At 72.5% G+C, this 23,026-nt stretch carries 21 protein-coding genes and 1 pseudogene; 14 read left to right on the top strand and 8 right to left on the bottom strand.

The genetic code is table 11. From position 1 onward, the window contains the following. The 5 genes and pseudogenes from G7Z13_RS01760 to G7Z13_RS01780 all read left to right on the top strand — a co-directional run. A pseudogene (locus G7Z13_RS01760) lies at positions 1-1,424 on the top strand (alpha-1,4-glucan--maltose-1-phosphate maltosyltransferase); the annotation flags it as partial. Then, a complete protein-coding gene (gene treS, locus G7Z13_RS01765; protein ID WP_165995347.1) occupies positions 1,421-3,139 on the top strand; it encodes a maltose alpha-D-glucosyltransferase in 1,719 nt (572 codons plus the stop codon). The pseudogene G7Z13_RS01760 and the gene treS, both read left to right, overlap by 4 nt. 43 nt (positions 3,140-3,182) lie before the next feature. Then, the gene (locus tag G7Z13_RS01770) at positions 3,183-4,574 is read left to right on the top strand and encodes a maltokinase (protein WP_165995349.1); all 1,392 of its coding nucleotides are present in this window, start codon (positions 3,183-3,185) and stop codon (positions 4,572-4,574) included. A gap of 4 nt (positions 4,575-4,578) precedes the next feature. Continuing rightward, positions 4,579-6,813 carry a 1,4-alpha-glucan branching enzyme gene (gene glgB / locus G7Z13_RS01775; RefSeq protein WP_165995351.1) on the top strand — a complete coding sequence of 745 codons (2,235 nt, stop codon included), beginning with the start codon at positions 4,579-4,581 and terminating at the stop codon, positions 6,811-6,813. 79 nt (positions 6,814-6,892) lie between these two features. Beyond that, a complete protein-coding gene (locus tag G7Z13_RS01780; protein WP_165995352.1) occupies positions 6,893-7,990 on the top strand; it encodes a glutamate--cysteine ligase in 1,098 nt (365 codons plus the stop codon). Positions 7,991-8,150: 160 nt separating this feature from the next. Here G7Z13_RS01780 and G7Z13_RS01785 read toward each other — a convergent pair whose 3' ends face one another. Then, positions 8,151-8,384, bottom strand: a complete 234-nt coding sequence (locus G7Z13_RS01785; protein WP_165995354.1) for a DUF6480 family protein — start codon at positions 8,382-8,384, stop codon at positions 8,151-8,153. Positions 8,385-8,537: 153 nt separating this feature from the next. On the opposite strand from G7Z13_RS01785, the gene G7Z13_RS01790 reads away from it, so the two are divergent. The 3 genes from G7Z13_RS01790 (at position 8,538) to G7Z13_RS01800 (ending at position 12,591) form a co-directional block, all read left to right on the top strand. Then, a complete protein-coding gene (locus G7Z13_RS01790) occupies positions 8,538-10,442 on the top strand; it encodes an AMP-dependent synthetase/ligase (RefSeq protein WP_165995356.1) in 1,905 nt (634 codons plus the stop codon). A 112-nt stretch (positions 10,443-10,554) separates the two neighbouring features. Beyond that, positions 10,555-10,989, top strand: coding sequence for an ATP-binding protein (locus G7Z13_RS01795; RefSeq protein WP_165995358.1), 435 nt, complete (start codon positions 10,555-10,557; stop codon positions 10,987-10,989). 228 nt (positions 10,990-11,217) lie between these two features. Beyond that, positions 11,218-12,591, top strand: a complete 1,374-nt coding sequence (locus G7Z13_RS01800) for an NAD(P)/FAD-dependent oxidoreductase (protein WP_165995361.1) — start codon at positions 11,218-11,220, stop codon at positions 12,589-12,591. Positions 12,592-12,669: 78 nt separating this feature from the next. Here G7Z13_RS01800 and G7Z13_RS01805 read toward each other — a convergent pair whose 3' ends face one another. Then, positions 12,670-13,560: an RNA polymerase sigma factor SigF gene (locus G7Z13_RS01805; RefSeq protein WP_165995363.1), complete on the bottom strand. Its 891-nt coding sequence runs from the start codon at positions 13,558-13,560 to the stop codon at positions 12,670-12,672. Between the two features lie 243 nt (positions 13,561-13,803). Further along, a complete protein-coding gene (locus G7Z13_RS01810) occupies positions 13,804-14,277 on the bottom strand; it encodes an ATP-binding protein (RefSeq protein WP_240926083.1) in 474 nt (157 codons plus the stop codon). A gap of 164 nt (positions 14,278-14,441) precedes the next feature. Here G7Z13_RS01810 and G7Z13_RS01815 point away from each other — a divergent pair, with 164 nt between their 5' ends. Then, positions 14,442-14,663, top strand: coding sequence for a hypothetical protein (locus tag G7Z13_RS01815; protein WP_165995366.1), 222 nt, complete (start codon positions 14,442-14,444; stop codon positions 14,661-14,663). A 332-nt stretch (positions 14,664-14,995) separates the two neighbouring features. Continuing rightward, positions 14,996-15,448 carry a cyclic nucleotide-binding domain-containing protein gene (locus G7Z13_RS01820; RefSeq protein ID WP_165995368.1) on the top strand — a complete coding sequence of 151 codons (453 nt, stop codon included), beginning with the start codon at positions 14,996-14,998 and terminating at the stop codon, positions 15,446-15,448. A 63-nt stretch (positions 15,449-15,511) separates the two neighbouring features. Here the strand turns inward: G7Z13_RS01820 and G7Z13_RS01825 are convergent, their stop codons facing one another. After that, a complete protein-coding gene (locus tag G7Z13_RS01825; RefSeq protein ID WP_165995370.1) occupies positions 15,512-16,834 on the bottom strand; it encodes an MFS transporter in 1,323 nt (440 codons plus the stop codon). Between the two features lie 84 nt (positions 16,835-16,918). Next, positions 16,919-17,536 (bottom strand): LysE/ArgO family amino acid transporter, encoded by a 618-nt coding sequence (locus G7Z13_RS01830; RefSeq protein WP_165995372.1) that lies wholly within the window; start codon positions 17,534-17,536, stop codon positions 16,919-16,921. Positions 17,537-17,629: 93 nt separating this feature from the next. Here G7Z13_RS01830 and G7Z13_RS01835 point away from each other — a divergent pair, with 93 nt between their 5' ends. Together G7Z13_RS01835 and G7Z13_RS01840 are read left to right on the top strand one after the other, a co-directional pair. After that, positions 17,630-18,532, top strand: coding sequence for a LysR family transcriptional regulator ArgP (locus tag G7Z13_RS01835; protein WP_165995374.1), 903 nt, complete (start codon positions 17,630-17,632; stop codon positions 18,530-18,532). 84 nt (positions 18,533-18,616) lie between these two features. Beyond that, on the top strand, positions 18,617-18,868 hold the full coding sequence (locus G7Z13_RS01840; RefSeq protein WP_165995376.1) for a WhiB family transcriptional regulator: 252 nt from the start codon (positions 18,617-18,619) through the stop codon (positions 18,866-18,868). A gap of 117 nt (positions 18,869-18,985) precedes the next feature. Here the strand turns inward: G7Z13_RS01840 and G7Z13_RS01845 are convergent, their stop codons facing one another. Further along, a complete protein-coding gene (locus tag G7Z13_RS01845; protein WP_165995378.1) occupies positions 18,986-19,441 on the bottom strand; it encodes a DUF6098 family protein in 456 nt (151 codons plus the stop codon). A 122-nt stretch (positions 19,442-19,563) separates the two neighbouring features. On the opposite strand from G7Z13_RS01845, the gene G7Z13_RS01850 reads away from it, so the two are divergent. Next, positions 19,564-19,914 (top strand): DUF488 family protein, encoded by a 351-nt coding sequence (locus tag G7Z13_RS01850; RefSeq protein ID WP_165995380.1) that lies wholly within the window; start codon positions 19,564-19,566, stop codon positions 19,912-19,914. 36 nt (positions 19,915-19,950) lie between these two features. On the opposite strand, the gene G7Z13_RS01855 is transcribed toward G7Z13_RS01850, so the two are convergent. Beyond that, entirely contained in the window at positions 19,951-21,624 is a 1,674-nt protein-coding gene (locus G7Z13_RS01855) for an FAD-binding dehydrogenase (protein ID WP_165995382.1), read from the bottom strand. Between the two features lie 16 nt (positions 21,625-21,640). After that, positions 21,641-22,267: a TetR/AcrR family transcriptional regulator gene (locus G7Z13_RS01860; protein ID WP_165995385.1), complete on the bottom strand. Its 627-nt coding sequence runs from the start codon at positions 22,265-22,267 to the stop codon at positions 21,641-21,643. Between the two features lie 136 nt (positions 22,268-22,403). Here G7Z13_RS01860 and G7Z13_RS01865 point away from each other — a divergent pair, with 136 nt between their 5' ends. Beyond that, positions 22,404-23,024, top strand: a complete 621-nt coding sequence (locus G7Z13_RS01865) for an alpha-ketoglutarate-dependent dioxygenase AlkB (RefSeq protein ID WP_165995387.1) — start codon at positions 22,404-22,406, stop codon at positions 23,022-23,024. Positions 23,025-23,026: the final 2 nt, after the last annotated feature.

Genomic DNA, 23,026 nt, shown 5'->3' on the forward strand with positions numbered 1-23,026 from the left:
CACGGTACGTTCCGCACGGCCGCCCGGCGTCTCCCGGCGATCGCGGGGATGGGGTTCGACGTCGTCTACCTGCCGCCGATCCATCCGATCGGGACGACGTTCCGCAAGGGCCCGAACAACAGCCTCTCCGCGGGCCCGCAGGACGTGGGCGTCCCGTGGGCGATCGGCTCGCCCGAGGGCGGTCACGACGCCGTCCACCCCGACCTGGGCACCATCGAGGACTTCGACTGGTTCGTCGCACAGGCACGCGATCTGGGCCTGGAGATCGCCCTGGACTTCGCGCTGCAGTGCTCGCCGGACCACCCGTGGGTGGACAAGCACCCGGAGTGGTTCCACCACCGCCCGGACGGGTCGATCGCCTACGCGGAGAACCCGCCGAAGAAGTACCAGGACATCTACCCCATCGCCTTCGACCGGGACATGGACGGCCTGGTCGCCGAGACCGAGCGGATCCTGCGGTTCTGGATGGACCACGGGGTGCGGATCTTCCGGGTGGACAACCCGCACACCAAGCCGGTCGTCTTCTGGGAACGGGTCATCGGGCGGATCAACCGCACCGACCCGGACGTTATCTTCCTGGCCGAGGCGTTCACCCGCCCGGCGATGATGCGCACCCTGGCCCAGATCGGCTTCCAGCAGTCGTACACCTACTTCACCTGGCGCAACACCAAGCAGGAACTGACGGAGTACCTGACGGAGCTGTCCGGTGAGGCCGCCTCCTACATGCGGCCCAACTTCTTCGTCAACACCCCCGACATCCTGCACGCCTACCTCCAGCACGGCGGCCGCCCCGCCTTCGAGGTCCGCGCCGTCCTCGCCGCGACCCTCTCCCCCACCTGGGGCGTCTACTCCGGCTACGAGCTGTGCGAGAACACCCCCCTGCGGGAAGGCAGCGAGGAGTACCTGGACTCGGAGAAGTACCAGCTGCGGCCCCGCGACTGGGCGAGAACACCCCCCTGCGGGAAGGCAGCGAGGAGTACCTGGACTCGGAGAAGTACCAGCTGCGGCCCCGCGACTGGGCGGCGGCCGAGCGCGAGGGGCGCACCATCGCGCCCCTCATCACCCGCCTGAACGACATCCGGCGCCGCCACCCCGCGCTGCACCGGCTGCGCACCCTGCACTTCCACCGGACCGACAACGACGCGCTGATCGCGTACTCCAAGCGGTCCGGCTCCGACACGGTTCTGGTGGTCGCGAACCTCGACCCTCACCACACCCAGGAGGCCACGGTCACGCTGGACCTGCCGCAACTCGGTTTGGCCCCGCACGAGGCCGTGTCGGTGCACGACGAACTGACGGGTGAGACCTATCACTGGGGCAGCACGAACTACGTGCGTCTGGAGCCCGGCCGCGCGCCGGCCCATGTGCTCCACGTCCAGCGGTCCCCCGCCGCGCCGCAGATCGGAGGGTCAGCAGCGTCATGACTGTCAACGAGCCCGTCCCGGACACCTTCGAGGACACGCCCGCCAAGGACCGTGACCCGGAGTGGTTCAAGCGCGCCGTCTTCTACGAAGTGCTGGTGCGCTCCTTCCACGACAGCAACGGCGACGGCGTCGGCGACCTCAAGGGTTTGACCGCCAAACTGGACTATCTGCAGTGGCTCGGTGTCGACTGTCTGTGGCTGCCGCCCTTCTTCCAGTCCCCGCTCAGGGACGGCGGGTACGACGTCTCGGACTACACCGCGGTCCTGCCCGAGTTCGGTGACCTGGCGGACTTCGTGGAGTTCGTGGACGCCGCCCACCAGCGCGGCATGCGGGTCATCATCGACTTCGTCATGAACCACACGAGTGACCAGCACCCGTGGTTCCAGGAGTCCCGCAAGGACCCGGACGGCCCCTACGGCGACTACTACATGTGGGCCGACGACGACAAGCAGTACCAGGACGCGCGGATCATCTTCGTCGACACCGAGGTCTCCAACTGGACCTTCGACCCGGTCCGCGGCCAGTACTACTTCCACCGCTTCTTCTCCCACCAGCCGGACCTCAACTACGAGAACCCCGCCGTGCAGGAGGAGATCCTGGCGGCCCTGCGGTTCTGGCTGGACCTGGGCATCGACGGCTACCGCCTGGACGCCGTGCCGTACCTGTACGCCGAGGACGGCACCAACTGCGAGAACCTCCCGGCGACCCACGAGTTCCTGAAGCGGGTCCGCCGCGAGATCGACGCGATGTATCCGGACACCGTGCTGCTGGCCGAGGCCAACCAGTGGCCGGAGGACGTCGTCGACTACTTCGGCGACTACGCCAGCGGCGGCGACGAATGCCACATGGCCTTCCACTTCCCGGTCATGCCGCGCATCTTCATGGCCGTGCGGCGCGAGTCCCGCTACCCCGTCTCCGAGATCCTGGCCAAGACCCCGGCGATCCCGTCCGGCTGCCAGTGGGGCATCTTCCTGCGCAACCACGACGAGCTGACCCTGGAGATGGTCACCGACGAAGAGCGCGACTACATGTGGGCCGAGTACGCCAAGGACCCGCGGATGCGCGCCAACATCGGCATCCGCCGGCGGCTCGCGCCCCTCCTCGACAACGACCGCCACACCATCGAACTGTTCTCCGCCCTGCTGCTGTCCCTGCCGGGCTCGCCAATCCTCTACTACGGCGACGAGATCGGCATGGGCGACAACATCTGGCTCGGCGACCGGGACGCCGTCCGCACCCCCATGCAGTGGACACCCGACCGCAACGCGGGCTTCTCCACCTGCGACCCCGGCCGCCTCTTCCTCCCCACGATCATGGACCCGGTCTACGGCTACCAGGTCACCAACGTCGAGGCGTCCATGGCATCGCCCTCGTCGCTGCTGCACTGGACCCGGCGCATGATCGAGATCCGCAAGCAGAACCCCGCCTTCGGCCTCGGCTCGTTCCGGGAGCTCCAGTCGTCCAACCCCGCGGTGCTCGCCTTCCTGCGGGAGTACGAGGACGACCTGGTGCTGTGCGTGAGCAACTTCGCGCGGTTCGCCCAGCCGACCGAGCTGGACCTGCGCGAGTTCGCCGGCCGCCACCCGGTCGAGCTGTTCGGCGGGGTCCGCTTCCCCGCCATCGGCGAACTCCCCTATCTGCTGACCCTCGGGGGCCACGGCTTCTACTGGTTCCGGCTCGTCCGAGTCGCATCTCGCATCGGCCGCCGGCTGTGACGCCGACGCCCGTGAGCGTGCGCCGACGAAAGGAGGCGTCACCATGACGAAGACCGCATACCTCCGACCGAGCGGCAGCGGCAGGGCCGGGCTCGTCCGGCCCATGGCCTCGCTCGACGGCCTGCTGCGGGCGTGGCTGCCGAGGCAGCGGTGGTTCGCGGGGAAGGACCGTCCGGTCACGGATCTGCGGCTGCTGTCCCTGACCGAGCTGTTCCCGGGCTGTCTGCACCTGCTGGTGCACGCCGGTCACGCGGGCGGCCACGGCGGTCACGCGGGCGTGCCCGCACCCGGCGGCACCCCGCCTCCCGGGGACATCTACCAGCTGTTCCTCGGCGTGCAGGAGCATCCGTCGCCGCGGCTGGGCCGGGCCCTGATCGGGCGCGCCCAGGAGGGCCCGCTGGCCGGTCTGACGATCTTCGACGCCCTCCTCGACCCCCGTTCGGCGCAGCTGCTGCTGGAGCGGCTGCGGCACCCGGGCTCGGCGGGCCCGCTGCGCTTCGAGGGCGACCCGGCCCAGCCGGTGCCGGCCGGGCTGGTGCCGCGGGTGCTGGACGCCGAGCAGTCGAACTCCTCGCTGGTGTACGGCGACGAGTTCATCCTGAAGGTGTTCCGGCGGATCCAGCCGGGCGTCAACCCGGACCTGGAGGTGCCGGTCGCGCTGGCCGGGCAGGGCTGTGCGCGGGTGCCCGCGCCGGTGGCGTGGTTCCGCACCACCCAGCCGCAGCCGGCGACGCTGGGCGTGCTCCAGCCGTTCCTGCGGGACGCGGCCGACGGCTGGACGCTCGCCCTGAACGCCCTCGCGACCGGCACGGACTTCACCGCCCACGCCCGGGAACTGGGCCGGGCCACCGCGGACGTCCACCTGGCGCTGGCCGCCGCGTTCCCGACCGGCGCGCCCGGCGAGAACGCGCGCACGGCGGCGGCGATGACCGAGCGGCTGGACGCCGCCGCGCACAGCGTGCCCGCGCTGCGGCCGTACGTGCCGGGGCTGCGCGGCGCGTTCAGCGCGCTCACGACCTGCGATCCGGGACCGCCCGCCCAGCGGATCCACGGCGACCTGCACCTCGGCCAGGTGCTGCGCGCGGGCCGCGAGTGGTTCGTCATCGACTTCGAGGGCGAACCGTCCCGGCCGCTCGCCGAGCGGCGCAGCGCCCAGTCCCCGGTCCGGGACATCGCGGGCATGCTGCGGTCCTTCGACTACGCGGCCCGGCAGCGCCGGCCCTGGCGCCCCGAGTGGGCGCGCCGCTGCCGGGAGGCGTTCTGCGCGGGCTACGCGGCGCGCGCCGGCTGGGACCCCCGCAAGAAGCACGGCCTGCTGCGGGCCTACGAGACCGACCGGGCCGTCTACGAAGTGCTCTACGAGGCCAGACACCGTCCGGACTGGCTCCCCGTGCCGATGGCGGCGATCGAACGACTCGCCGTGAGAGGAGACTGACACCGTGGCGCTGCGCGACACCTCACTCCCCGAGAACCCCGCACTCCCCGAGAGCTCCGCCCCGGCCGCGTACCAGCCGGGCGGGACGGCTCCCCCGCTGGACCCGGCCGACCGGGACCGGCTGCTGTCCGGGTCGCATCACGACCCGCACGCCCTGCTCGGCGCGCACCCCGTGCCGGGCGGGGTGGCCGTGCGGGCGCTGCGCCCGTTCGCCGAGTCGGTGACCGCCCTGGTCGACGGGGTGCGCCACCCCCTGGTCTCGGAGGGCGACGGCCTGTTCTCCACCGTCCTGCCCTGTGCGCAGATCCCGGCGTACACGCTGCTGATCTCGTACGGGGACGGGGAGCGGGAGACGCACGACCCGTACCGGTTCCTGCCGGCGCTCGGCGAACTGGACCTGCATCTGATCCGCGAGGGCCGGCACGAGCAGCTGTGGAAGGCACTCGGGGCCGAGCCGATGGTCCACGAGGGCGTGGCGGGCACCCGGTTCACGGTGTGGGCGCCGAACGCGCGCGGGGTGCGGGTCGCCGGGGACTTCTGCCACTGGGACGGGACGGCGTTCCCGATGCGGTCGCTGGGCGCCTCCGGGGTGTGGGAGCTGTTCCTGCCGGGCATCGGCGAGGGCACCCGGTACAAGTTCGAGATCACCTCCCAGTACGGCGGCCGGTTCCTGAAGGCGGACCCGATGGCCCGGGAGGCGGAGCTGCCGCCGGACACGGCGTCGGTCGTCACCCGCTCGCGCTACGAGTGGGGCGACCAGGAGTGGTTGGCGCACCGCGCGGACACGCCGGTGCACGAGGCGCCGTTCTCCGTCTACGAGGTGCACCTGCCGTCGTGGCGGCCGGGGCTGACCTACCGGCAGCTCGCCGAGGAGCTGCCCGCGTACGTGAGGGACATGGGCTTCACGCACGTGGAGCTGATGCCGGTGGCCGCGCACCCGTTCAGCGGGTCGTGGGGCTACCAGGTGACGTCGTACTACGCGCCGGCCCCGCGGCTCGGCAGCCCGGACGACTTCCGCTACTTCGTCGACTCCTGCCACCGGGCGGGCATCGGCGTGATCATGGACTGGGTGCCGGCGCACTTCCCGAAGGACGACTGGGCGCTGGCCCGGTTCGACGGGGATCCGCTGTACGAGCCCGGGAACGCGCAGCGGGCGGAGCACCCGGACTGGGGCACGTACGAGTTCGACTACGGGCGCACCGAGGTGCGCAACTTCCTGGTCGCCAACGCCGTCTACTGGTGCGAGGAGTTCCACATCGACGGGCTGCGGGTGGACGCGGTCGCCTCGATGCTCTACCTCGACTACTCCCGCGAGGACGGCCAGTGGTCCCCCAACGCCTACGGCGGGCGGGAGGACCTGGCGGCGATGACGTTCCTCCAGGAGATGAACGCCACCGTGTACCGCAGGGTGCCCGGCGTGGTGACCATCGCGGAGGAGTCCACCGCGTGGGGCGGGGTGACCCGGCCCACCGACGGCGGCGGGCTGGGGTTCGGGCTGAAGTGGAACATGGGCTGGATGCACGACTCGCTCCAGTACATGAGCAAGGAGCCCGTGCACCGCAAGTACCACCACCACGAGATGACCTTCTCGATGGTGTACGCCTACAGCGAGAACTACGTCCTGCCGATCTCCCACGACGAGGTCGTGCACGGCAAGCAGGCCCTGGTCTCCAAGATGCCCGGCGACTGGTGGCAGCGGCGCGCCAACCACCGCGCCTATCTGGGCTTCATGTGGGCCCATCCGGGCAAACAACTGCTCTTCATGGGCCAGGAGTTCGCGCAGGGCGGCGAGTGGTCGGAGGCGCACGGCCCCGAGTGGTGGCTGCTGGACGAGGGGTACTGCGCGGCGGGTGACCACCGCGGCGTGCAGGACCTGGTGCGCGATCTCAACGCCCACTACCGGCGCAGTCCGGCCCTGTGGCAGCGGGACACCGACCCGGCCGGCTTCCGGTGGGTGGCGTGCGACGCGGCCGACGACAACGTCTTCGCGTTCCTGCGGTACGCCGCCGACGGCAGCCCGCTCCTCGCGGTCAGCAACTTCTCCCCCGTCGTCCGCCACGACTACCGCCTGTGGGCCCCGGACGACGTCGTCGCCTGGCAGGAGATCCTGAACACCGACGCGGCCCGCTACGGCGGCAGCGACGTCACCAACCCCGGTCCGGTCGAGCCCGAGGACGGCCACGTCCGGATCACCCTGCCGCCACTGGCCACGGTCTGGCTGACGCCCGTGCCGGTGTGAACCGCCGCCGCCGGGGCAGTCGAGGGCTACGGGAGGAGGGTCCTCCCACCTCGGCAGAGCGTCGGAAAGGCGGGCACAGGTGCGCACCGTCGGTGTGGAGGAGGAGCTCCTCCTGGTGGATCCGGAGACCGGCGAGCCACGGGCCCGCTCGGCGGCCGTGCTGGCCCGCGCGGTTCAGGAGGACGCCGAACAGGATGTGTTCGAGAAGGAACTCTACGATCAGATGCTGGAGTTCGCGACGCATCCGCAGACGGACATGGCGGCGCTGGGCGCGGAGATCGTCCGCTGCCGCCGGGAGGCCGCCCGGCACGCGGAGGGGATAGGCTGCGCGGTCGCCGCGCTGGCCACGTCCCCGCTGCCGGTGAGCCCGTCCGTGGGCGCGAACGAGCGCTATCAGTGGATGGAGCGGGAGTACGGGATCGCCACCCGCGAACAGATGGTCCTGGGCTGCCACGTCCATGTGGCCGTCGAATCGGACGAGGAGGGCGTGGCGGTCGTGGACCGGCTGCGGCCGTGGCTCGCGGTGCTGTCCGCGCTGAGCGCCAACTCGCCCTTCTGGCAGGGCAAGGACACCGGTTACAGCAGCTACCGCAGCCGGGTCTGGCAGCGCTGGCCGTCGGCCGGCCCGACCGAGCTGTTCGGCTCGGCGGAGCGCTACCGGCGGCGCGTCGCGGACATGATGGCGACGGACACGCTGCTCGACGAGGCGATGGTGTACTTCGACGCCCGGCTGTCCGAGCGCTATCCCACGGTGGAGATACGGGTCTCCGACGTGTGCCTGGAGGCGGACACCGCCGTGCTGATCGCCACCCTCGCCCGGGGGCTGGTGGAGACGGCGGCGCGGGACTGGCGCGCGGGACGGCCGCCGGCCGATCTCGGGGTGAGCGTCCTGCGGCTGGCCGGGTGGCGCGCCGCCCGCTCCGGGCTCACCGGCGACCTGCTGCTGCCCGCCGGGATGCGGCCCGCGCCGGCCGAAACGGTCGTCGGCGCCCTGCTGGACCACGTCGCGGACGCGCTCAAGGAGACCGGTGACCTGGACCGGGCGCGCGAGACCTGTGCCCGGCTGTTCCGGGAGGGCAACGGCGCCCGCGTGCAGCGCGAGACGCTGAAGCGGACGGACAGCCTCCGCGAGGTCGTCGCCGAGTGCGTGCGCCGCACCCAGGGCGAGACGGGCTGACCACGGGGCCCTGCACCAGGGCGACGCGCCCTGAACGTCAGGGCAGGAGGGCGTAGCTCCCCCGCGCCGCGCGCGGGTCCGCGCGCGGCGGGCGTGGGCCATGCCGCGACAGCGCGATCCCGCGACTCCCGCAGGCCGCGGGCGCCGCGAGCGCCGCGGGCTAGAGCATCAGGACCACGGCGTAGGCCACGAAGAACGCCGCCACCAGGACCGCCAGCACGATGATCACTGTCAGCGGGCCCTTGGCCCAGCCCTTGGTCGGGTTGTGCGTCTCCCGGGGGCCGGCCTCCGGCATGCTGCTCTCGGCGGGCGGGGTCTCCCCGGGGGGCACGCCGCCGCCCGGTTCGAGGCCTGTCGTCCGCTCGGGTTCCGGGTCTGGGTTGACATGAGTCATATGCTCCGAGTCCCCCGATCCCGCCGAAATCATCGATCGGGTCCCACTTCCGCGGACCGGCCTCCACACGGGCCCGCCGACCGCTAGATTCGACCAGCGCCGATGACGGTCCTCGTCGGCGACGTCACGGCCCGTACACCTCAGGAGCAGCGCATGCGCGATGTCGCACTCGCTCCCCCGACCATGCCGCCCGCGCTGACCGGCGGGCTCGCCGACAGCCTCTTCGAGAGAGCCGAGCGCGAACCGGCCCTGCCGCTCGCGGCGTACCGCCCGGACGCGTCCGCCGATCACTGGGTGGAGGTGACCGCGGCCGAGCTGCGGGACGAGGTGGTCGATCTGGCGCGCGGCCTGATCGCCTCGGGGATCGCGCCGGGCCGGCGGGTCGCGGTGATGGCGCGCACCCGGTACGAGTGGACGGTGCTCGCCTACGCGCTGTGGGCGGTGGGCGCCGAGGTGGTGCCGGTGTATCCGAGCGCGTCGCGCGAGCAGGTCGAGTGGATCCTGCGGGACGCGGCGTGCACGGCGGTGGTGGTGGAGGACGAGCACGGCGCGATGACGGTCGGCTCGGTGTGCGCGGGGCTGCCGGCGCTGCGGCACGTGTGGCAGCTGGACGCGGGCGGACTCGCGCACCTGGCCGCGCGCGGCGAGGTGATCCCGCCGGAGACGGTCGACTCGCTGCGCCGGATCGTGCTGCCGGACGCGACGGCGGTCGTCGCCTACACCTCGGGGGCCTCGGGCCGCCCGCTGGGGTGCATGCTCAGCCACCGCGCCCTGGCGAGCGTCTGCGACACCCTGCTCGCGGGCTGGGGCCACACGGCTGCGCCGCCGGGCGAACAGGGCCGGATCCTGGTCTTCCTGCCGTTCTCCCATGTGTACGGCCTGATGGTGCAGGGTCTGTGCGTGCGCGGCGGGATGGTGCTGGGGCATGAGCCGGAGGTGACCGAGGCGGCCCTGAGCAGCGCGCTGCGCTCGTTCCGGCCGACGTACTTCCACGCCGTGCCGTCGCTGTTCGAGAAGCTGTACAAGACGTTCCTGCGGACGGCGCAGCAGTCGGGGCGCGGGGCGCTGTTCGAGCGGGCGGCGGAGACGGCGCGGGCGTTCGCGGCGGCCTCCGAGCGGCAGCGGCTGGGCCGGGGCTCGGGGCCGGGGATGGAACTGCGGCTCCAGCACGCGGTGTACGAGCGGGCCGTCTACCGGCGGCTGCGGGCGGCGCTCGGCGGCCGGGTGAGCCGGGCCACCTCGGGCGGCTCGCCGCTCAGCCGTGAGCTGTCGCTGTTCTTCGAGGGCATCGGCATCTATGTGCACGACGGTTACGGGCTGACCGAGACCGGCGGCGGCATCACCATGCAGCCGCTCGGCCGGGAGAAGTCGGGCACCGTGGGGCAGGCGCTGCCGGGCACGGAGATCCGGGTGGCCGCCGACGGGGAGATCCTGGTGCGCGGACCGTCGCTGTTCCAGGGCTATCTGGGTGATCCGGCCGCCACGATGGCCGCGCTGCGCGGCGGCTGGCTGGCCACCGGGGACCTGGGGCAGCTGGACTCCGAGGGCTATCTGACGATCACCGGGCGCAAGAAGGACGTCATCATCACCAGCAGCGGCAAGAGTGTCGCCCCGGCGGCGCTGGAGCAGCGGCTGCGGCTGCATCCGCTCATCCACCAGGCGGTCGTCGTCGGCGACAACCGGCCGTGCGTGGGTGCGCTGATCACTCTGGACCCGGAGTTCCTGGTGCACTGGCGGGCGGCGCTGGCGCTGCCGGGGGACGCGCCGCTGCGGGAGGCGCGGGAGGAGAACGCGCTGCGGGAGGAGGTCGCCCGGGCGGTGGCCGCGGCCAACAGCGCGGTGTCCCGGTCGGAGTCGATCCGCGTGTTCCGGATGCTGCCGGAGCCCTTCGACGTGGCGAACGGCCTGCTGACGCCGTCGATGAAGCTGCGGCGGGACGCGATCGTGCGGCACTACGCGGCGGACATCGACGCGATGTACGCGGCACGGGCACCGCTGCCCCGGCTCGCCACCGAGGACCCGGCGCTCTGGGACGACACGGACGACGTGCTCCGCTAGTCGGGTCGACCCGGTCCGCATGGGCCCGGCGGCCCGGGGAACTCGCCCAGTGCTCACCTGGAACGGAACAGGTGGCGAGGAGAGCCTGCGAACCCTACGCGGGAATGGCGACATGACGACCGAGCCGGGATGGGACGACAGACTGGCTGCCCAAGGAATCCCCAGCCGCACGATCGGCTTTCCGGGCGAGCCGCGCGACGTGACAGGTGCGCGGCTCGCCGCGGAGGCGTTCCTGCGGGATCTGGCGCGGGTGGCACCGCCCGCGCTGCCCGAGCACTGGGACGATGTCCTGCTCGTGGTGACGGAGCTGGCGGCGAACGCGGTGCAGTACGCGCCGGGCCCCTTCGAACTGCGGCTGCGCCGCGCGATCGACGGGGTGCACGTCACCCTGCACGACACCAGTACCACGGTGCCGGCGCCGCGTCCGTTCCGGCCCAGTACGGGCGGCGGCGGCATCGGCTGGCATCTGCTGCACGCCCTGTGCGACCAGGTGAGCGTGGTGCCCGGGAAGGACGGCAAGGACGTGCACGCGTTCCTGCCGTGGTGACGGGGTGATCTCCACAGGGCGTCGACCGGCGCTCGCTGGGCACCCGTCGGGCCGGACCCCGGTTCCGGGCGGGAAGCCGGTGGCACGGCCCCCGCCCCGGCGCCGGCTCACCGAAGGTCCGCTTCAGCGATGCGGTTACGGCCGAGGCCCGCCGGTCATCTGCACGCCGCGCCCGACTGGCGCTCCGGCGTCCGGCACGGTGGGATCGATGCGTACACCGCGGAAGGGATGGACGACGTGACACGACCCAGGATCCTGGTGGTGGGCGCGGGCTTCGCGGGAGTGGAGTGCGTACGGCGCCTGGAACGCCGGCTCGGCCCCGACGAGGCCGACGTCACGCTGGTGACCCCGTTCTCCTACCAGCTCTATCTGCCGCTGCTGCCGCAGGTCGCCTCCGGGGTGCTGACTCCTCAGTCGATCGCGCTCTCCCTGCGCCGCAGCCGCAAGTACCGCACCCGGATCATCCCGGGCGGAGCCATCGGCGTGGACCTCAAGGCGAAGGTCTGCGTGATCCGCACGATCACCGACGAGACCGTCAACGAGCCGTACGACTATCTCGTGCTGGCGCCGGGCAGTGTGACCCGCACCTTCGACATCCCCGGGCTGACCGACCACGCCTTCGGCATGAAGACCCTTGCCGAGGCGGCCTACATCCGTGACCACGTCATCTCGCAGCTCGACCTCGCCGACGCGAGCCAGGACCCCGCCGAGCGGGCCTCGCGGCTGCAGTTCGTGGTCGTCGGCGGCGGTTACGCGGGCACCGAGACGGCCGCCTGTCTGCAGCGGCTCACCCACAACGCGGTGAAGCGCTATCCGCGGCTCGACCCGCGGCTGATCAAGTGGCATCTGATCGACATCGCGCCGAAGCTGATGCCCGAACTCGGCGACAAGCTGGGCCGCAGCGCGCTGGAAGTACTGCAGCGGCGGGGCATCGAGGTGTCGCTGGGGGTGTCCATCGCGAAGGCGGGCCCAGAAGAGGTCACCTTCACCGACGGCCGGGTGGTGCCCACCCGCACCCTGATCTGGACGGCGGGTGTGGTGGCGAGCCCGCTCATCGCGACGCTGGGCGCGGAGACCGTGCGCGGGCGGCTCGCCGTCACCGCCGAGATGACCGTGCCGGGCCACGACGGGGTGTTCGCGCTGGGCGACGCCGCGGCGGTGCCGGACGTCGCCAAGGGGCTCGGCACCGTGTGCCCGCCGACCGCGCAGCACGCCATGCGGCAGGGCCGCAAGGTCGCCGACAACGTCATCGCGACGCTGCGCGGCGCGCCATTGGAGCCGTACATCCACAAGGATCTCGGGCTCGTGGTCGACCTGGGCGGCAAGGACGCGGTGTCCAAGCCGCTCGGCGTGGAGCTGCACGGGCTGCCCGCGCAGGTGGTCGCGCGCGGCTACCACTGGTCGGCGCTGCGCACCAACGTCGCCAAGACGCGGGTGATGACCAACTGGGTGCTGAACGCGCTCGCCGGGGACGACTTCGTGCGCACCGGCTTCCAGGCGCGCAAGCCCGCGAAGCTGAAGGACTTCGAGTACACCGACGCCTACATGACGCCGGAGCAGGTGCGGGCGCACGTGGAGAGCACCCGTTCACAGGCGTCCTGACCCGTCCCGCGCAGCACAGAGGGGAGGCCGGTCCGAGCGGACCGGCCTCCCCTCTGTCCGGGTCTGCCCGGGCCCCCTTCAGCGGCGGCGGCGCCGCGGGGTGCACGATCCCGTCGTACGCGCCGAGTTCGGCCGCCCGCCGCCGCGCCGGCCCAGGGCCTCGTCGCGGACGCGGGCGCAGCTGCGGCTGATCAGCCGGGAGACGTGCATCTGGGAGATGCCGAGCCGGTCGGCGATGCGGCTCTGGGTCATGTCCTCGAAGAAGCGCATGTAGAGGATGGCGCGTTCGCGTTCCGGCAGGTTGCGCAGGCACTCCTTGGCGGACTCGCGGTCCACCACCACGTCGTAGGCGTTGTCCGGCGCGCCGAGGGTGTCGGCGAGGCTGTAGCCGTCCTCGTCGTTGGAGAGTTCGGCGTCGAGGGAGAGGGTGCTGAAGCTCTCCAGCGCCTCGATGCCGGCGGCCACCTCCTCCTCGGTGAGGCCGGTGTGGGCCGCGATCTCGGCGACGGAGGGCTCGCGGGTGCCGGGGTTCTGGGCGAGCTCGCGGCGGGCGACGCGCACCTTGTTGCGCAGCTCCTGCACCCGGCGCGGGACGCGCAGCGCCCACATGCGGTCGCGGAAGTGGCGCTTGACCTCGCCGGTGATGGTGGGGACGGCGTAGCTCTCGAAGGCTCCGCGTTCGGGGTCGTAGCGGTCGACGGCCTTGACGAGTCCGAGGGCGGCCACCTGGCGCAGGTCTTCGACGGACTCGCCCCGGTCGCGGAACCGTCCGGCGATGCGGTGGGCCATCGGCAGCCAGGCCGTGACGAGTTCGTCGCGCACGGCGTCACGCTCGGGACCGTCCGGCAGCTCGGCCAGCTTGGCGAAGAGGTGGGCGGTCTCGGGGGCGTCGTCGTGCGGTCGCCGGTTGGGGTGCGTGGTGGGGAGCCCGGAGGTGGGGGTGCTGCTGGTCGACGTGTCGATGCGCATGCGGAATCGCTCCTGAACGGTCTTCTCAGCGACTTTCTCGGGACTGATGACCGCGGGAAGAGGAGTGCGTCCGGAGTGCGTCCGGTCGGCCGGGGGCCCCGGAGCGCAGACCACTCCCCGCTGGCGCGCCTCCGGTCCGAAGCACGAAAGTGCGCTTGCCCGGTCGCCTGGAGTACAAACACGGACCGGAGCGGGGAACTCCGCGTCAAGCGCTCAGAAGACGCCGACCTGGGTCGATGGTGGTCAGAAGACGTCCACCTCCGCGGTGATGCGCTTGCCGCCGGAGGGCAGTCCGGTAACCCGGACGTCGCGGGCCAGGCGGCACACGATCGGCCAGCCGCGGCCGCCGACCCGCCGGCGCCCGCGGTCATCGAGCGGCGACCTGATCTCGGGCATCCGGTCGCTGCGGTCGCACACCGACACCCGCACCCCGTGCTCGACGACGTCGACGTCGACCCGGGTGACACCGCCGCCGTGCAGGATGGCGTTGGTGGTCAGCTCCGACGCGACGAGCAGGGCGTCCGCGAGGCCGTCCTCGTCGCAGCGCGCGCCGGTGGCCCGGCAGCACCGCGCCACCGCGCGCCGTACGGCTCCGCGCACGTCGGCCGGGCGGCAGCTGCCCGGGCAGGCGGGCCCGTAGCGGCCGGGCGGTTCACTTCGGGGCCCCTTCCGGCCGGGTGGCTCACCTCGGGGCTCGGTCCCTTGCTGGATGCTCACGTCACTCGCTCCCTGACTTGTCGGTCGGGATGAAGGAGGGGGATGGAGCGGGCGATTCCGCCCGATTGCCCCCACTTTTCGGCTGACCATCGGCGGCGGACCCAAACCCTTCGTGTCCCGACCGGACGGCCATCGAGTACCGGAATGCGGGGTACGCGAACGTCATGACCGATGTCGTGGACTCAGACGAGCTGGTGCGGCGGATCCAGCGGGGCAGGGCTTGGGCCGTACGGGAGGAGCAGGCGTGGCGGCAGCGTGGCGACGAACTGGAGGCGGCCGAACCGGACCGGGCCCGCGAGGCCGCCGCGCGTGCGCTGGCGTTCCAGGCGGTGATCGGGGTGCTGGACGAGATCCTTACCCCGGGCAAACACGCGAAGGAGGGGTGAGCGGCGACCGAGCGGCGTGCTGACCGCGTGCGCGGGATGACACGTGCACGCAACACGGAGGAAACGCGAGTGAAACAGGTCACGTAACCCGGTTCAGCGTGCAACCAGCACGCAGAGACGGTTTAGGATTCACACATACGTGGTGACGGAGTCGATGGCATCCTCCTCCGGCACCGCTACGGCCCTGGCTGGTTTCCCCCGTCCAGCCAGGGCTTTTCATCTGCCCGCAGGACGGAGAACTCCTCTGCGCCGAGGTGCTCGCGACGCCCGCAGCAGCTGAAATGGGCGTAGGCAACGCACCCGAACCGAGCGCCGGCGAGGAGCACCGCGTCATGACCAAAGCGATCAAACTGCTGACCGCCCTGCCCCCGCCGCAGCGCGGGCGCCTGATGGCACTGGCCCGGGAGGTGTCCTTCCCGGAGGACGCCCGGATCTTCGAGGCGGAGGGAGTCGCCGACCGGTTCTGGGTGATCCGCTCCGGCGCGGTCTCGCTCGACCAGCGGGTGTCGTCGCTCCAGCGGGTGACCGTGGCCGGCCTCGGCGCCGGCGACCTGCTGGGCTGGTCCTGGCTGTTCCCGCCGCACCGCTGGGACTTCGGCGCCGAGGCCTTCAGCCCCGTCCGCGCCTACGAGTTCGACGCCGAGCCCGTGCTCGCGCTGTGCGAGGAGGATCCACGGCTCGGCATGACGCTGATGCGCATCGTCGCCGAGATCCTCGCCCACCGGCTGGAGACGACCCGGGTACAGCTGCTGGAGCAGTACACCATGCACCGGCGCTCCTCCTAGCTAGGGGGCGCCGGGCGCGACGCCGCGGACACTCCTGGCGCCGCGAACCGCCGCGCGGCCGGGTCAGACCCGGTGGCGGCGCAGGGCCGGGCCCGCCAGGGCCAGGGTCAGCATCACCACGACCACCAGCAGCCCGCCGCCCGTGACGGCGGCCCGCGGGCCGAAGGCGGAGCCCGCCGTGCCGTGCAGCACGTCGGCCAGGCGCGGTCCGCCCGCGACGACGACCGTGAAGACGCCCTGCATCCGGCCGCGCATCTCGTCGGTGGCGGCGGACAGCAGGATCGCGCCGCGGAACACCATCGAGACCATGTCCGCGACCCCGGCCAGCATCAGGAAGGCCACCGCGATCCACAGGCTGGTGCTCAGCCCGAACCCGGTGATCGCGACGCCCCAGACCACCACCGCGCCGATCACCATCAGCCCGTGCCGGCGGGCCCGCGAGAACGCCCCGGAGAACAGCCCGCCGGCCACCGCGCCGACGGGTATCGCCGCGAACAGCAGCCCCAGCGCGAATCCCTCGCCGTACGAGGCGTAGGTCTCGGACGCGAGCTGCGGGAACAGGGCGCGGGGCATGCCGAGGACCATGGCGACGATGTCGGCGAGGAACGACAGCAGCAGCACCTTGTGCAGGGCGATGTACCGGAACCCGGCCGCGACCTCGCGCAGCCCCGCCCGCCGTACGGCCGTGCCGCCGAGCGGCGGCAGCGTGGGCAGCCGGTACACGGCCCACACGGTGACGCACAGCGCGATGGCGTCGATGAGGTACAGCTCGGCCAGTCCGATGACCGGGATGAGCACGCCCGCCAGCAGCGGACCGGCGACCAGGCCGGTCTGCGAGACGGTGGAGCCCAGCGCGTTCGCGGCGGGCAGCTCGTCCTCGGGGACCAGCCGGGCGACGGAAGCCGTACGGGCCGGGAAGTTCAGGCCGAAGAACGCCTGCTGTGCGGCGAGCAGCACCATCAGCACGCCCACCGAGTCCAGCCCGGCCACCGCCTGGACCCAGAACAGCAGCGAGACGACGGCGATACCACTGTTGGTGATGAGCAGCAGGGTGCGGCGGTCCATGGAGTCGGCGACCGCGCCGCCCCACAGGGCGAACACCACCAGCGGCAGCAGGGCGGCGAGGCTCGCGTAGCCGACCCAGGCCGAGGAGCCGGTGATGTCGTAGATCTGCTTGGGCACGGCGACGGCCGTCAGCTGGCTTCCGATGGCCGTGACGATGGTCGAGGACCACAGCCTGCGGTAGGCGGGGCGCCGCAGGGGGCGGGTGTCCATGGCCCAGCGGCGCCGGCCCCGGCGGGGCGGTTCGGCCGGCGCCGGGGCGGAGGGCTGCTGCTCGGTACTGCTGTCGCTGGTGTCCACGGGCTTCCTGGTTGCTCGATGCATCTTTGCGGGACCAGCGTGCACCATCCCTGTCGCAGCACGGGAGTTGGGGCGGGCGACGCCGTCGTTCCGAGACGGCGGCGAGGGTCAGCCGCCCAGGATGAGCGAGAGGCCGAGGACGATCATCGTGGCCGCGACCAGACCGTCCAGCACCCGCCACGCGGTGGGCCTGGCCAGCCAGCGGCCGAGCAGCCGGGCGCCGAACCCGAGGGCGGAGAACCAGCACAGGCTGGCGAACACGGCGCCGATCGCGAAGGTCCAGCGCAGCGGGCCCTGGTCGGCGGCGATCGAGCCGAGCAGGAAGACGGTGTCGAGGTAGACGTGCGGGTTGAGCCAGGTCATGGCCAGACAGGTGAGGACCGCCCGGCGGCGTGAGGTCGCGGCCTCCCCCTCCGTGCGCAGCCCCGCCGTGGCCGGGCGCAGCACCCGGCGGGCGGCGAGCGCGCCGTACCCGAGCAGGAACGCGCCCCCGATCCACGCGACCGCGGTCAGCGCGCCCGGCCAGGCGACCACGACCGCTCCGACGCCGCCGACGCCGAGCGCGATGAGCAGCGCGTCGGACAGGGCGCAGATCCCGACGACGGCGAGGACCGCCTCGCGGCGGACCCCCTGGCGCAGGACGAAGGCGTTCTGGGCGCCGATGGCGACGATGAGCGAGAGGCCGGTGCCGAATCCCGCGGCGGCGGCGGTGAGCGTGGAAGACATGCCCCCGACGCTAGAAAGTCCGTGCTCCTGCGTACAGCTAAAGATTCTTACCTATCTTTAGCACTTGTGAAGGACCGAACGCTTGCGCCCGGTATGCCGGAGCTGCCGCTCGACCAGGTGCGCACCCTGCTGGCGGTGGTGGACGAGGGCACCTTCGACGCGGCCGCCGCCGCCCTGCACGTGACACCGTCGGCGGTCAGCCAGCGGGTCAAGGCGCTGGAGCGGCGCACCGGCCGGGTCCTGCTGCTGCGCACCAAGCCGGTGCGCCCGACCGAGTCCGGCGAGATCGTCGTACGGCTCGCCCGGCAGCTGGTCCGGCTGGAGCGGGACGCCCGCGCCGAGCTGGGCCTGAGCGGGTCCGGGGAGCCGACCCGGGTGTCGGTGGCCGTCAACTCGGACTCCCTGGCGACCTGGTTCCTCACCGCGCTCACCCGGGTCCCCGAGGAGCTGCGGCTCTGCTACGAGCTGCGCCGCGAGGACCAGGACCACACGGCGGTGCTGCTGCGGGAGGGCCTGGTGATGGCAGCGGTGACGTCGTCGGCGGAAGCCGTGACCGGCTGCTCGGTGCGCGCGCTGGGCATCATGCGGTACGTCGCCGTCGCGCACCCGGACTTCGCCGGACGCCATCTCGGCGGACCACTCACCGAGACGCTGCCGCACGCGCCGGTCGTGGTCTTCGACCGGCGCGACGACCTCCAGGACGGGTTCGTCCGGCTGCTGCGGCGGGGCCGGGGCGGCGCGGGCCCGCTGCGTCACTCCGTGCCCACGTCGGAGGGGTTCGTCGAGGCCGTCGCCGCCGGTCTCGGCTGGGGCATGGTGCCCGAGGTGCAGGCCGAGCCGCTGCTGCGGACCGGCCGGCTGGTGCACCTCGCGCCGGACCGCACGGTCGACGTCCCGCTGTACTGGCAGCAGTGGAAACTGGACTCCCCCGCGCTCGCGGCGGTCGCCCGCGCGGTGACGGCGACGGCCGCCGAGGCCCTGCGCCCGCCGCACTGACGGGTTTCACCCCCGCGTGGACCGGTGACCCGGAACCGAACAACCGACGGCACATGTCCACTACTTCTCACACGGGTGACATCCATGACCAACTGGCGCGAGCGCGCGGAATGCCGCAACGAGGACCCCGATCTCTTCTTCCCGATCGGCACCTCCGGACCGGCGTTGATGCAGACCGAACAGGCGAAGGCGGTGTGCCGGCGCTGCCCCGTCCGGGAACCGTGTCTGCAATGGGCGCTGGACACCGACCAGAGCATCGGGGTGTGGGGCGGCACCGGCGAGACGGAACGCAGGGCCCTGAAGCGCAGGGCGAACTCCCGCCGCGCCGCACGCTAGCGGACACCCCCGAGGAGCGTCGTCCGCTCCAGCGGCGGGCCCACCGGCGCGGGAGCGGCGCGGCGCCGCTCGCTCAAGCCGGTGGGCCCGCCGCTGAGAGCCGCCGAACCGGCGGGCTCACCGCTGAGAGCCGCGGCGCAGCGGGCCCCACTCGTTCTCCTGGCGGGCCACCTCGGCCCGTGCCTCGGCGATCACCTCGTCGCTGAGGCGGCAGAGCGGGCGGACGTCCTCCACCAAGGGCTCGTTGTCGGGGCCCCGGCCGTTCTCCCGGCCCTCCAGGATCCAGGGACGCACGCCGGGGCCCTTCTCGTGCGGCAGATGGGCGTAGTCGTACAGCCTGCGGGCCACCCACAGGCGCACCGAGCGGCCCTGCCACCAGTCCTCGACGTCGAGCGGGTTGGCCGACAGCCCCGGCATGGGGACGCCGGTCAGCTCGTCGGTGCTCGACGCCTTGCCCAGGTCGGCCTCGGGCCCCCGTGACCAGCGGACGTACAGCCCGTCCTGCCGCTCCTCGACCAGCCCGGCCAGCTCGGCCAGCGTGTCCACGACCGGCAGGTCGTCCCAGGCGCTCATGACAAGACCTCCCTCTTCGCCGTCAGGCGAACGGGGTACCCCGTTCGACCCGATCGGAATCGGGCGGTCCGCCTCGCCGCGGGTTAGGCTCCCGGCACCCGAAGCCCCAGGGAGGTCCCCGTATGAGCGTCCGTGTGCGCCGCGTCCAGGAACCGCCGGACCCCGACGACGGCCTGCGGGTCCTCGTGGACCGGCTGTGGCCCCGCGGCGTGTCGAAGGACGCGGCCCGGGTGGACGAATGGCCCAAGGAACTCACCCCGTCGGCCGAGCTGCGCCGCTGGTACCACGCGGGCGAGGGCTCGTACGAGGAGTTCGCCCGCCGGTACGAGGCGGAGCTGGCCGCCCCGGAGGCGGCCGAAGCCCTCGCCCGCGCCCGGGGGTGGGTGCGCGAGGGCCCGGTGACGCTGCTGACCGCGGTCAGGTCCCCCGAGCAAAGCCACGCGGCGGTGCTGGCGGGTGTCCTGGAGCACTAGGGTCCGTCGCACGGGACCCGGCGAGTCAGCGGCGGTTCAGCCGGTCTGGTGGGCCGCCGCGCGGCCGGCCGCCCGGCCGGAGAAGAGGCAGCCGCCGAGGAAGGTGCCCTCCAGGGCGTTGTAGCCGTGGACGCCGCCGCCGCCGAAGCCCGCCACCTCCCCGGCCGCGTACAGGCCCTCTATCGGGGTGCCGTCCGTACCGAGGGCGCGGGAGTCGAGGTCGGTCTGGATGCCGCCGAGCGTCTTGCGGGTCAGGACGTGCAGCTTGACGCCGATCAGCGGCCCCGCGGCCGGGTCGAGCAGACGGTGCGGGGCGGCGACCCGGCCGAGCCGGTCGCCGATGTAGCGGCGGGCGTTGCGGATGCCCTGTACCTGGGCGTCCTTGGCGTAGGGGTGGGCGATCTGGAGGTCGCGGGCCTCGATCTGGCGGCGGATGGCGGCGGCGTCGAGGAGGGGCTTGTCGGTGAGGCCGTTCATCTTCTCGACGAGCTGTTCGAGGGTGGGCGCGGTCACGAAGTCGGCGCCGCGGCGCAGGAACGCGTCGACCGGGCCGGGGGCGCCCTTGCCGAGGACGCGTTCGCGCAGGAACGCCGCGCGGTCCTTGGCGGTGATGTCGGGGTTCTGCTCGGAGCCCGACAGCGCGAACTCCTTCTCGACGATCTTCTGGGTGAGGATGAACCAGGAGTGGTCGTAGGCGGCGATGTCCTCGGTGGTGCGCAGGTACCTGAGCGTGCCGAGGGTGTCGTAGCCGGGCAGGCAGGACCCGGGCAGCCGGCGGCCGAGCGCGTCGAACCACATGGCGGACGGTCCGGGCAGGATGCGGATGCCGTGGCCGGGCCAGATCGGGTCCCAGTTGTGCAGGCCCTCGGTGTAGTGCCACATGCGGTCGCGGTTGACCAGCCGTACGCCCGCCTCGGCGCTGATGTCGAGCATCCGCCCGTCGACGTACGCCGGCACGCCCGTGACCATGTGCGCCGGCGGGGTGCCCAGGCGCCGCGGCCAGTGGCGGCGGACGATGTCGTGGTCCGCGCCGATGCCGCCGGTGGTGATGATCACGGCCTGGGCGGTGAGTTCGAACGCGCCGACGGCGTCCCGGTTGGAGGCCACCCCGCGCGGCGCGTCGTCGGGCGCGAGCACCGTGCCGCGCACGCCGCGCGCCGTGCCTGCCTCGATGACCAGCTCGTCGACGCGGTGGCGGTGGTGGAAGGTGAGCAGTCCGTCGCGGACGGCCTGCCGGGCGTACCGGACGAACGGCTCGACCACGCCGGTTCCGGTGCCCCAGGAGATGTGGAAGCGGGGCACGGAGTTGCCGTGGCCCTGCGCGGTGAGGTCGCCGCGCTCCGCCCAGCCGACCGTGGGCAGGAAGCCGATGCCGTGCCCGGCGAGCCAGGACCGCTTCTCCCCCGCCGCGAACTCGACGTAGGCGCGGGCCCAGCGCACCGCCCAGGAGTCCTCGTCCTCGACGCGGTCGAACCCGGCGCTGCCCTGCCAGTCGTTCCAGGCCAGCTCGACGGAGTCCTTGATGCCGAGGCGGCGCTGCTCCGGGGAGTCCACGAGGAACAGCCCGCCGAACGACCAGAAGGCCTGGCCGCCGAGGTTGGCGGCGTTCTCCTGGTCCACCAGCGCGACCCTGCGGCCCCGGCTGGTCAGTTCGTGTGCGGCGACCAGGCCCGCGAGGCCCGCTCCGACGACGATGACGTCGGCGTCCATGGCGACCGTCCCTTCCTCATCCTGTGGTGCCGCTGCCGTTCGTGAGCAACGCGGTGAGCAGCTGTTTCAGCCAGGTCCGCGCGGCGTCGACGTCCTTGTCCAGCAGCAGTCGGGTGGTGACCCCGTCGTAGGCGGCGACCACCGCGTGGGCGGCGGCGTCGATGTCGCCGAGCACGGCGGGCAGCTCGGTGTGGCCCCGGGCGCGCGCGAGCCGGTCGGCGATGGCTCCGCGCAGCCGGGCCCGGTGTTCCAGCAGGGTCGCGGCGATCTCCGGCTGCCGGGCGGCGTGCACCAGGAAGTCGGTTTTCACCAGCAGCCAGTCCCGGTCGAGGAGCAGCACGTCGGTGACCCGGTCGACGGCGGCGGGCACGTCGAGGTCGGGGCCGTCCTGGGCGAGGGCGCCGGAGACCTGGTCGGCGATGAGGTCGGCGCGCTGCCGGTAGAGGGCGAAGAACAGCTCGTCGAGGCTGTCGAAGTTGGAGTAGAAGGCGCCCCGGCTGTAGCCGGCGGCCTCGCAGACCTCCTCGATGGAGACCCGTCCGAAGCCCTTGGCGGCGAACACGGCGAACGCGGCGTCGAGGAGGTTGGCCCGGGTGCGCACGCGGCGCTTGGTGATGCGCGGGGCGGGGGGTGGCGCTGCCATGGGACGACCTCCGTTTCGATGCGTGAATGTATCGGATACATCGGTGTATCGAAAGGGGCGGCGCGATGAGGGGCGTGACCGGGCCCGACGAAAATTGATGGGAACGCATTTTCGATTAGCGGAGTACCCTGGACACATGCACCTCCAGGGCTCCCTCTTCGACCAGACCGACGAGCTGCGGCTCGGCCCCCTGGACGGGATCCGCCGGACGGACCTCGGCTCCGGCGCCTGGATCGACGTCCTGCCGGGCTGGCTGAGCGGGTCCGACGCGCTCTTCGCACACCTGGCGGCCGACGTGCCGTGGCGGGCGGAGCGGCGGCACATGTACGACCACGTCGTGGACGTCCCCCGGCTGCTCGCCTACTACCGCGAGGGCGAGCCGCTGCCGCACCCCGTGCTCACCGAGGCGCGCGACGCGCTCGGCGCGCACTACACCGACGAATTGGGCGAGCCGTTCACCACGGCCGGGCTGTGCTACTACCGCGACGGCCGGGACAGCGTGGCCTGGCACGGCGACCGGATCGGCCGGGGCGCCCGCGAGGACACCATGGTCGCCATCCTCTCCGTGGGCACGCCGCGGGATCTGCTGCTGCGTCCGGCGGGCGGCGGCGAGACGCTGCGACGGCCGCTCGGGCACGGCGACCTCATCGTGATGGGCGGCTCCTGCCAGCGCACCTGGGAGCACTGCGTGCCGAAGACCACCCGCGCGGCGGGCCCCAGGATCAGCATCCAGTTCCGCCCCGCCAACGTGAACTGAGT

This window comes from Streptomyces sp. JB150, from assembly GCF_011193355.1.
GTDB lineage: Bacteria > Actinomycetota > Actinomycetes > Streptomycetales > Streptomycetaceae > Streptomyces.

Excerpts from the sequence above, each read along its gene's own strand:
- treS (WP_165995347.1), top strand. The coding sequence starts at position 1,421 with ATGACTGTCAACGAGCCCGTCCCGGACACCTTCGAGGACACGCCCGCC.
- G7Z13_RS01770 (WP_165995349.1), top strand. The coding sequence starts at position 3,183 with ATGACGAAGACCGCATACCTCCGACCGAGCGGCAGCGGCAGGGCCGGG.
- G7Z13_RS01785 (WP_165995354.1), bottom strand. The coding sequence starts at position 8,384 with ATGACTCATGTCAACCCAGACCCGGAACCCGAGCGGACGACAGGCCTC.
- G7Z13_RS01790 (WP_165995356.1), top strand. The coding sequence starts at position 8,538 with ATGCGCGATGTCGCACTCGCTCCCCCGACCATGCCGCCCGCGCTGACC.
- G7Z13_RS01795 (WP_165995358.1), top strand. The coding sequence starts at position 10,555 with ATGACGACCGAGCCGGGATGGGACGACAGACTGGCTGCCCAAGGAATC.
- G7Z13_RS01800 (WP_165995361.1), top strand. The coding sequence starts at position 11,218 with ATGGACGACGTGACACGACCCAGGATCCTGGTGGTGGGCGCGGGCTTC.
- G7Z13_RS01805 (WP_165995363.1), bottom strand. The coding sequence starts at position 13,560 with ATGCGCATCGACACGTCGACCAGCAGCACCCCCACCTCCGGGCTCCCC.
- G7Z13_RS01815 (WP_165995366.1), top strand. The coding sequence starts at position 14,442 with ATGACCGATGTCGTGGACTCAGACGAGCTGGTGCGGCGGATCCAGCGG.
- G7Z13_RS01820 (WP_165995368.1), top strand. The coding sequence starts at position 14,996 with ATGACCAAAGCGATCAAACTGCTGACCGCCCTGCCCCCGCCGCAGCGC.
- G7Z13_RS01825 (WP_165995370.1), bottom strand. The coding sequence starts at position 16,834 with ATGCATCGAGCAACCAGGAAGCCCGTGGACACCAGCGACAGCAGTACC.
- G7Z13_RS01830 (WP_165995372.1), bottom strand. The coding sequence starts at position 17,536 with ATGTCTTCCACGCTCACCGCCGCCGCCGCGGGATTCGGCACCGGCCTC.
- G7Z13_RS01835 (WP_165995374.1), top strand. The coding sequence starts at position 17,630 with ATGCCGGAGCTGCCGCTCGACCAGGTGCGCACCCTGCTGGCGGTGGTG.
- G7Z13_RS01840 (WP_165995376.1), top strand. The coding sequence starts at position 18,617 with ATGACCAACTGGCGCGAGCGCGCGGAATGCCGCAACGAGGACCCCGAT.
- G7Z13_RS01845 (WP_165995378.1), bottom strand. The coding sequence starts at position 19,441 with ATGAGCGCCTGGGACGACCTGCCGGTCGTGGACACGCTGGCCGAGCTG.
- G7Z13_RS01850 (WP_165995380.1), top strand. The coding sequence starts at position 19,564 with ATGAGCGTCCGTGTGCGCCGCGTCCAGGAACCGCCGGACCCCGACGAC.
- G7Z13_RS01855 (WP_165995382.1), bottom strand. The coding sequence starts at position 21,624 with ATGGACGCCGACGTCATCGTCGTCGGAGCGGGCCTCGCGGGCCTGGTC.
- G7Z13_RS01860 (WP_165995385.1), bottom strand. The coding sequence starts at position 22,267 with ATGGCAGCGCCACCCCCCGCCCCGCGCATCACCAAGCGCCGCGTGCGC.
- G7Z13_RS01865 (WP_165995387.1), top strand. The coding sequence starts at position 22,404 with ATGCACCTCCAGGGCTCCCTCTTCGACCAGACCGACGAGCTGCGGCTC.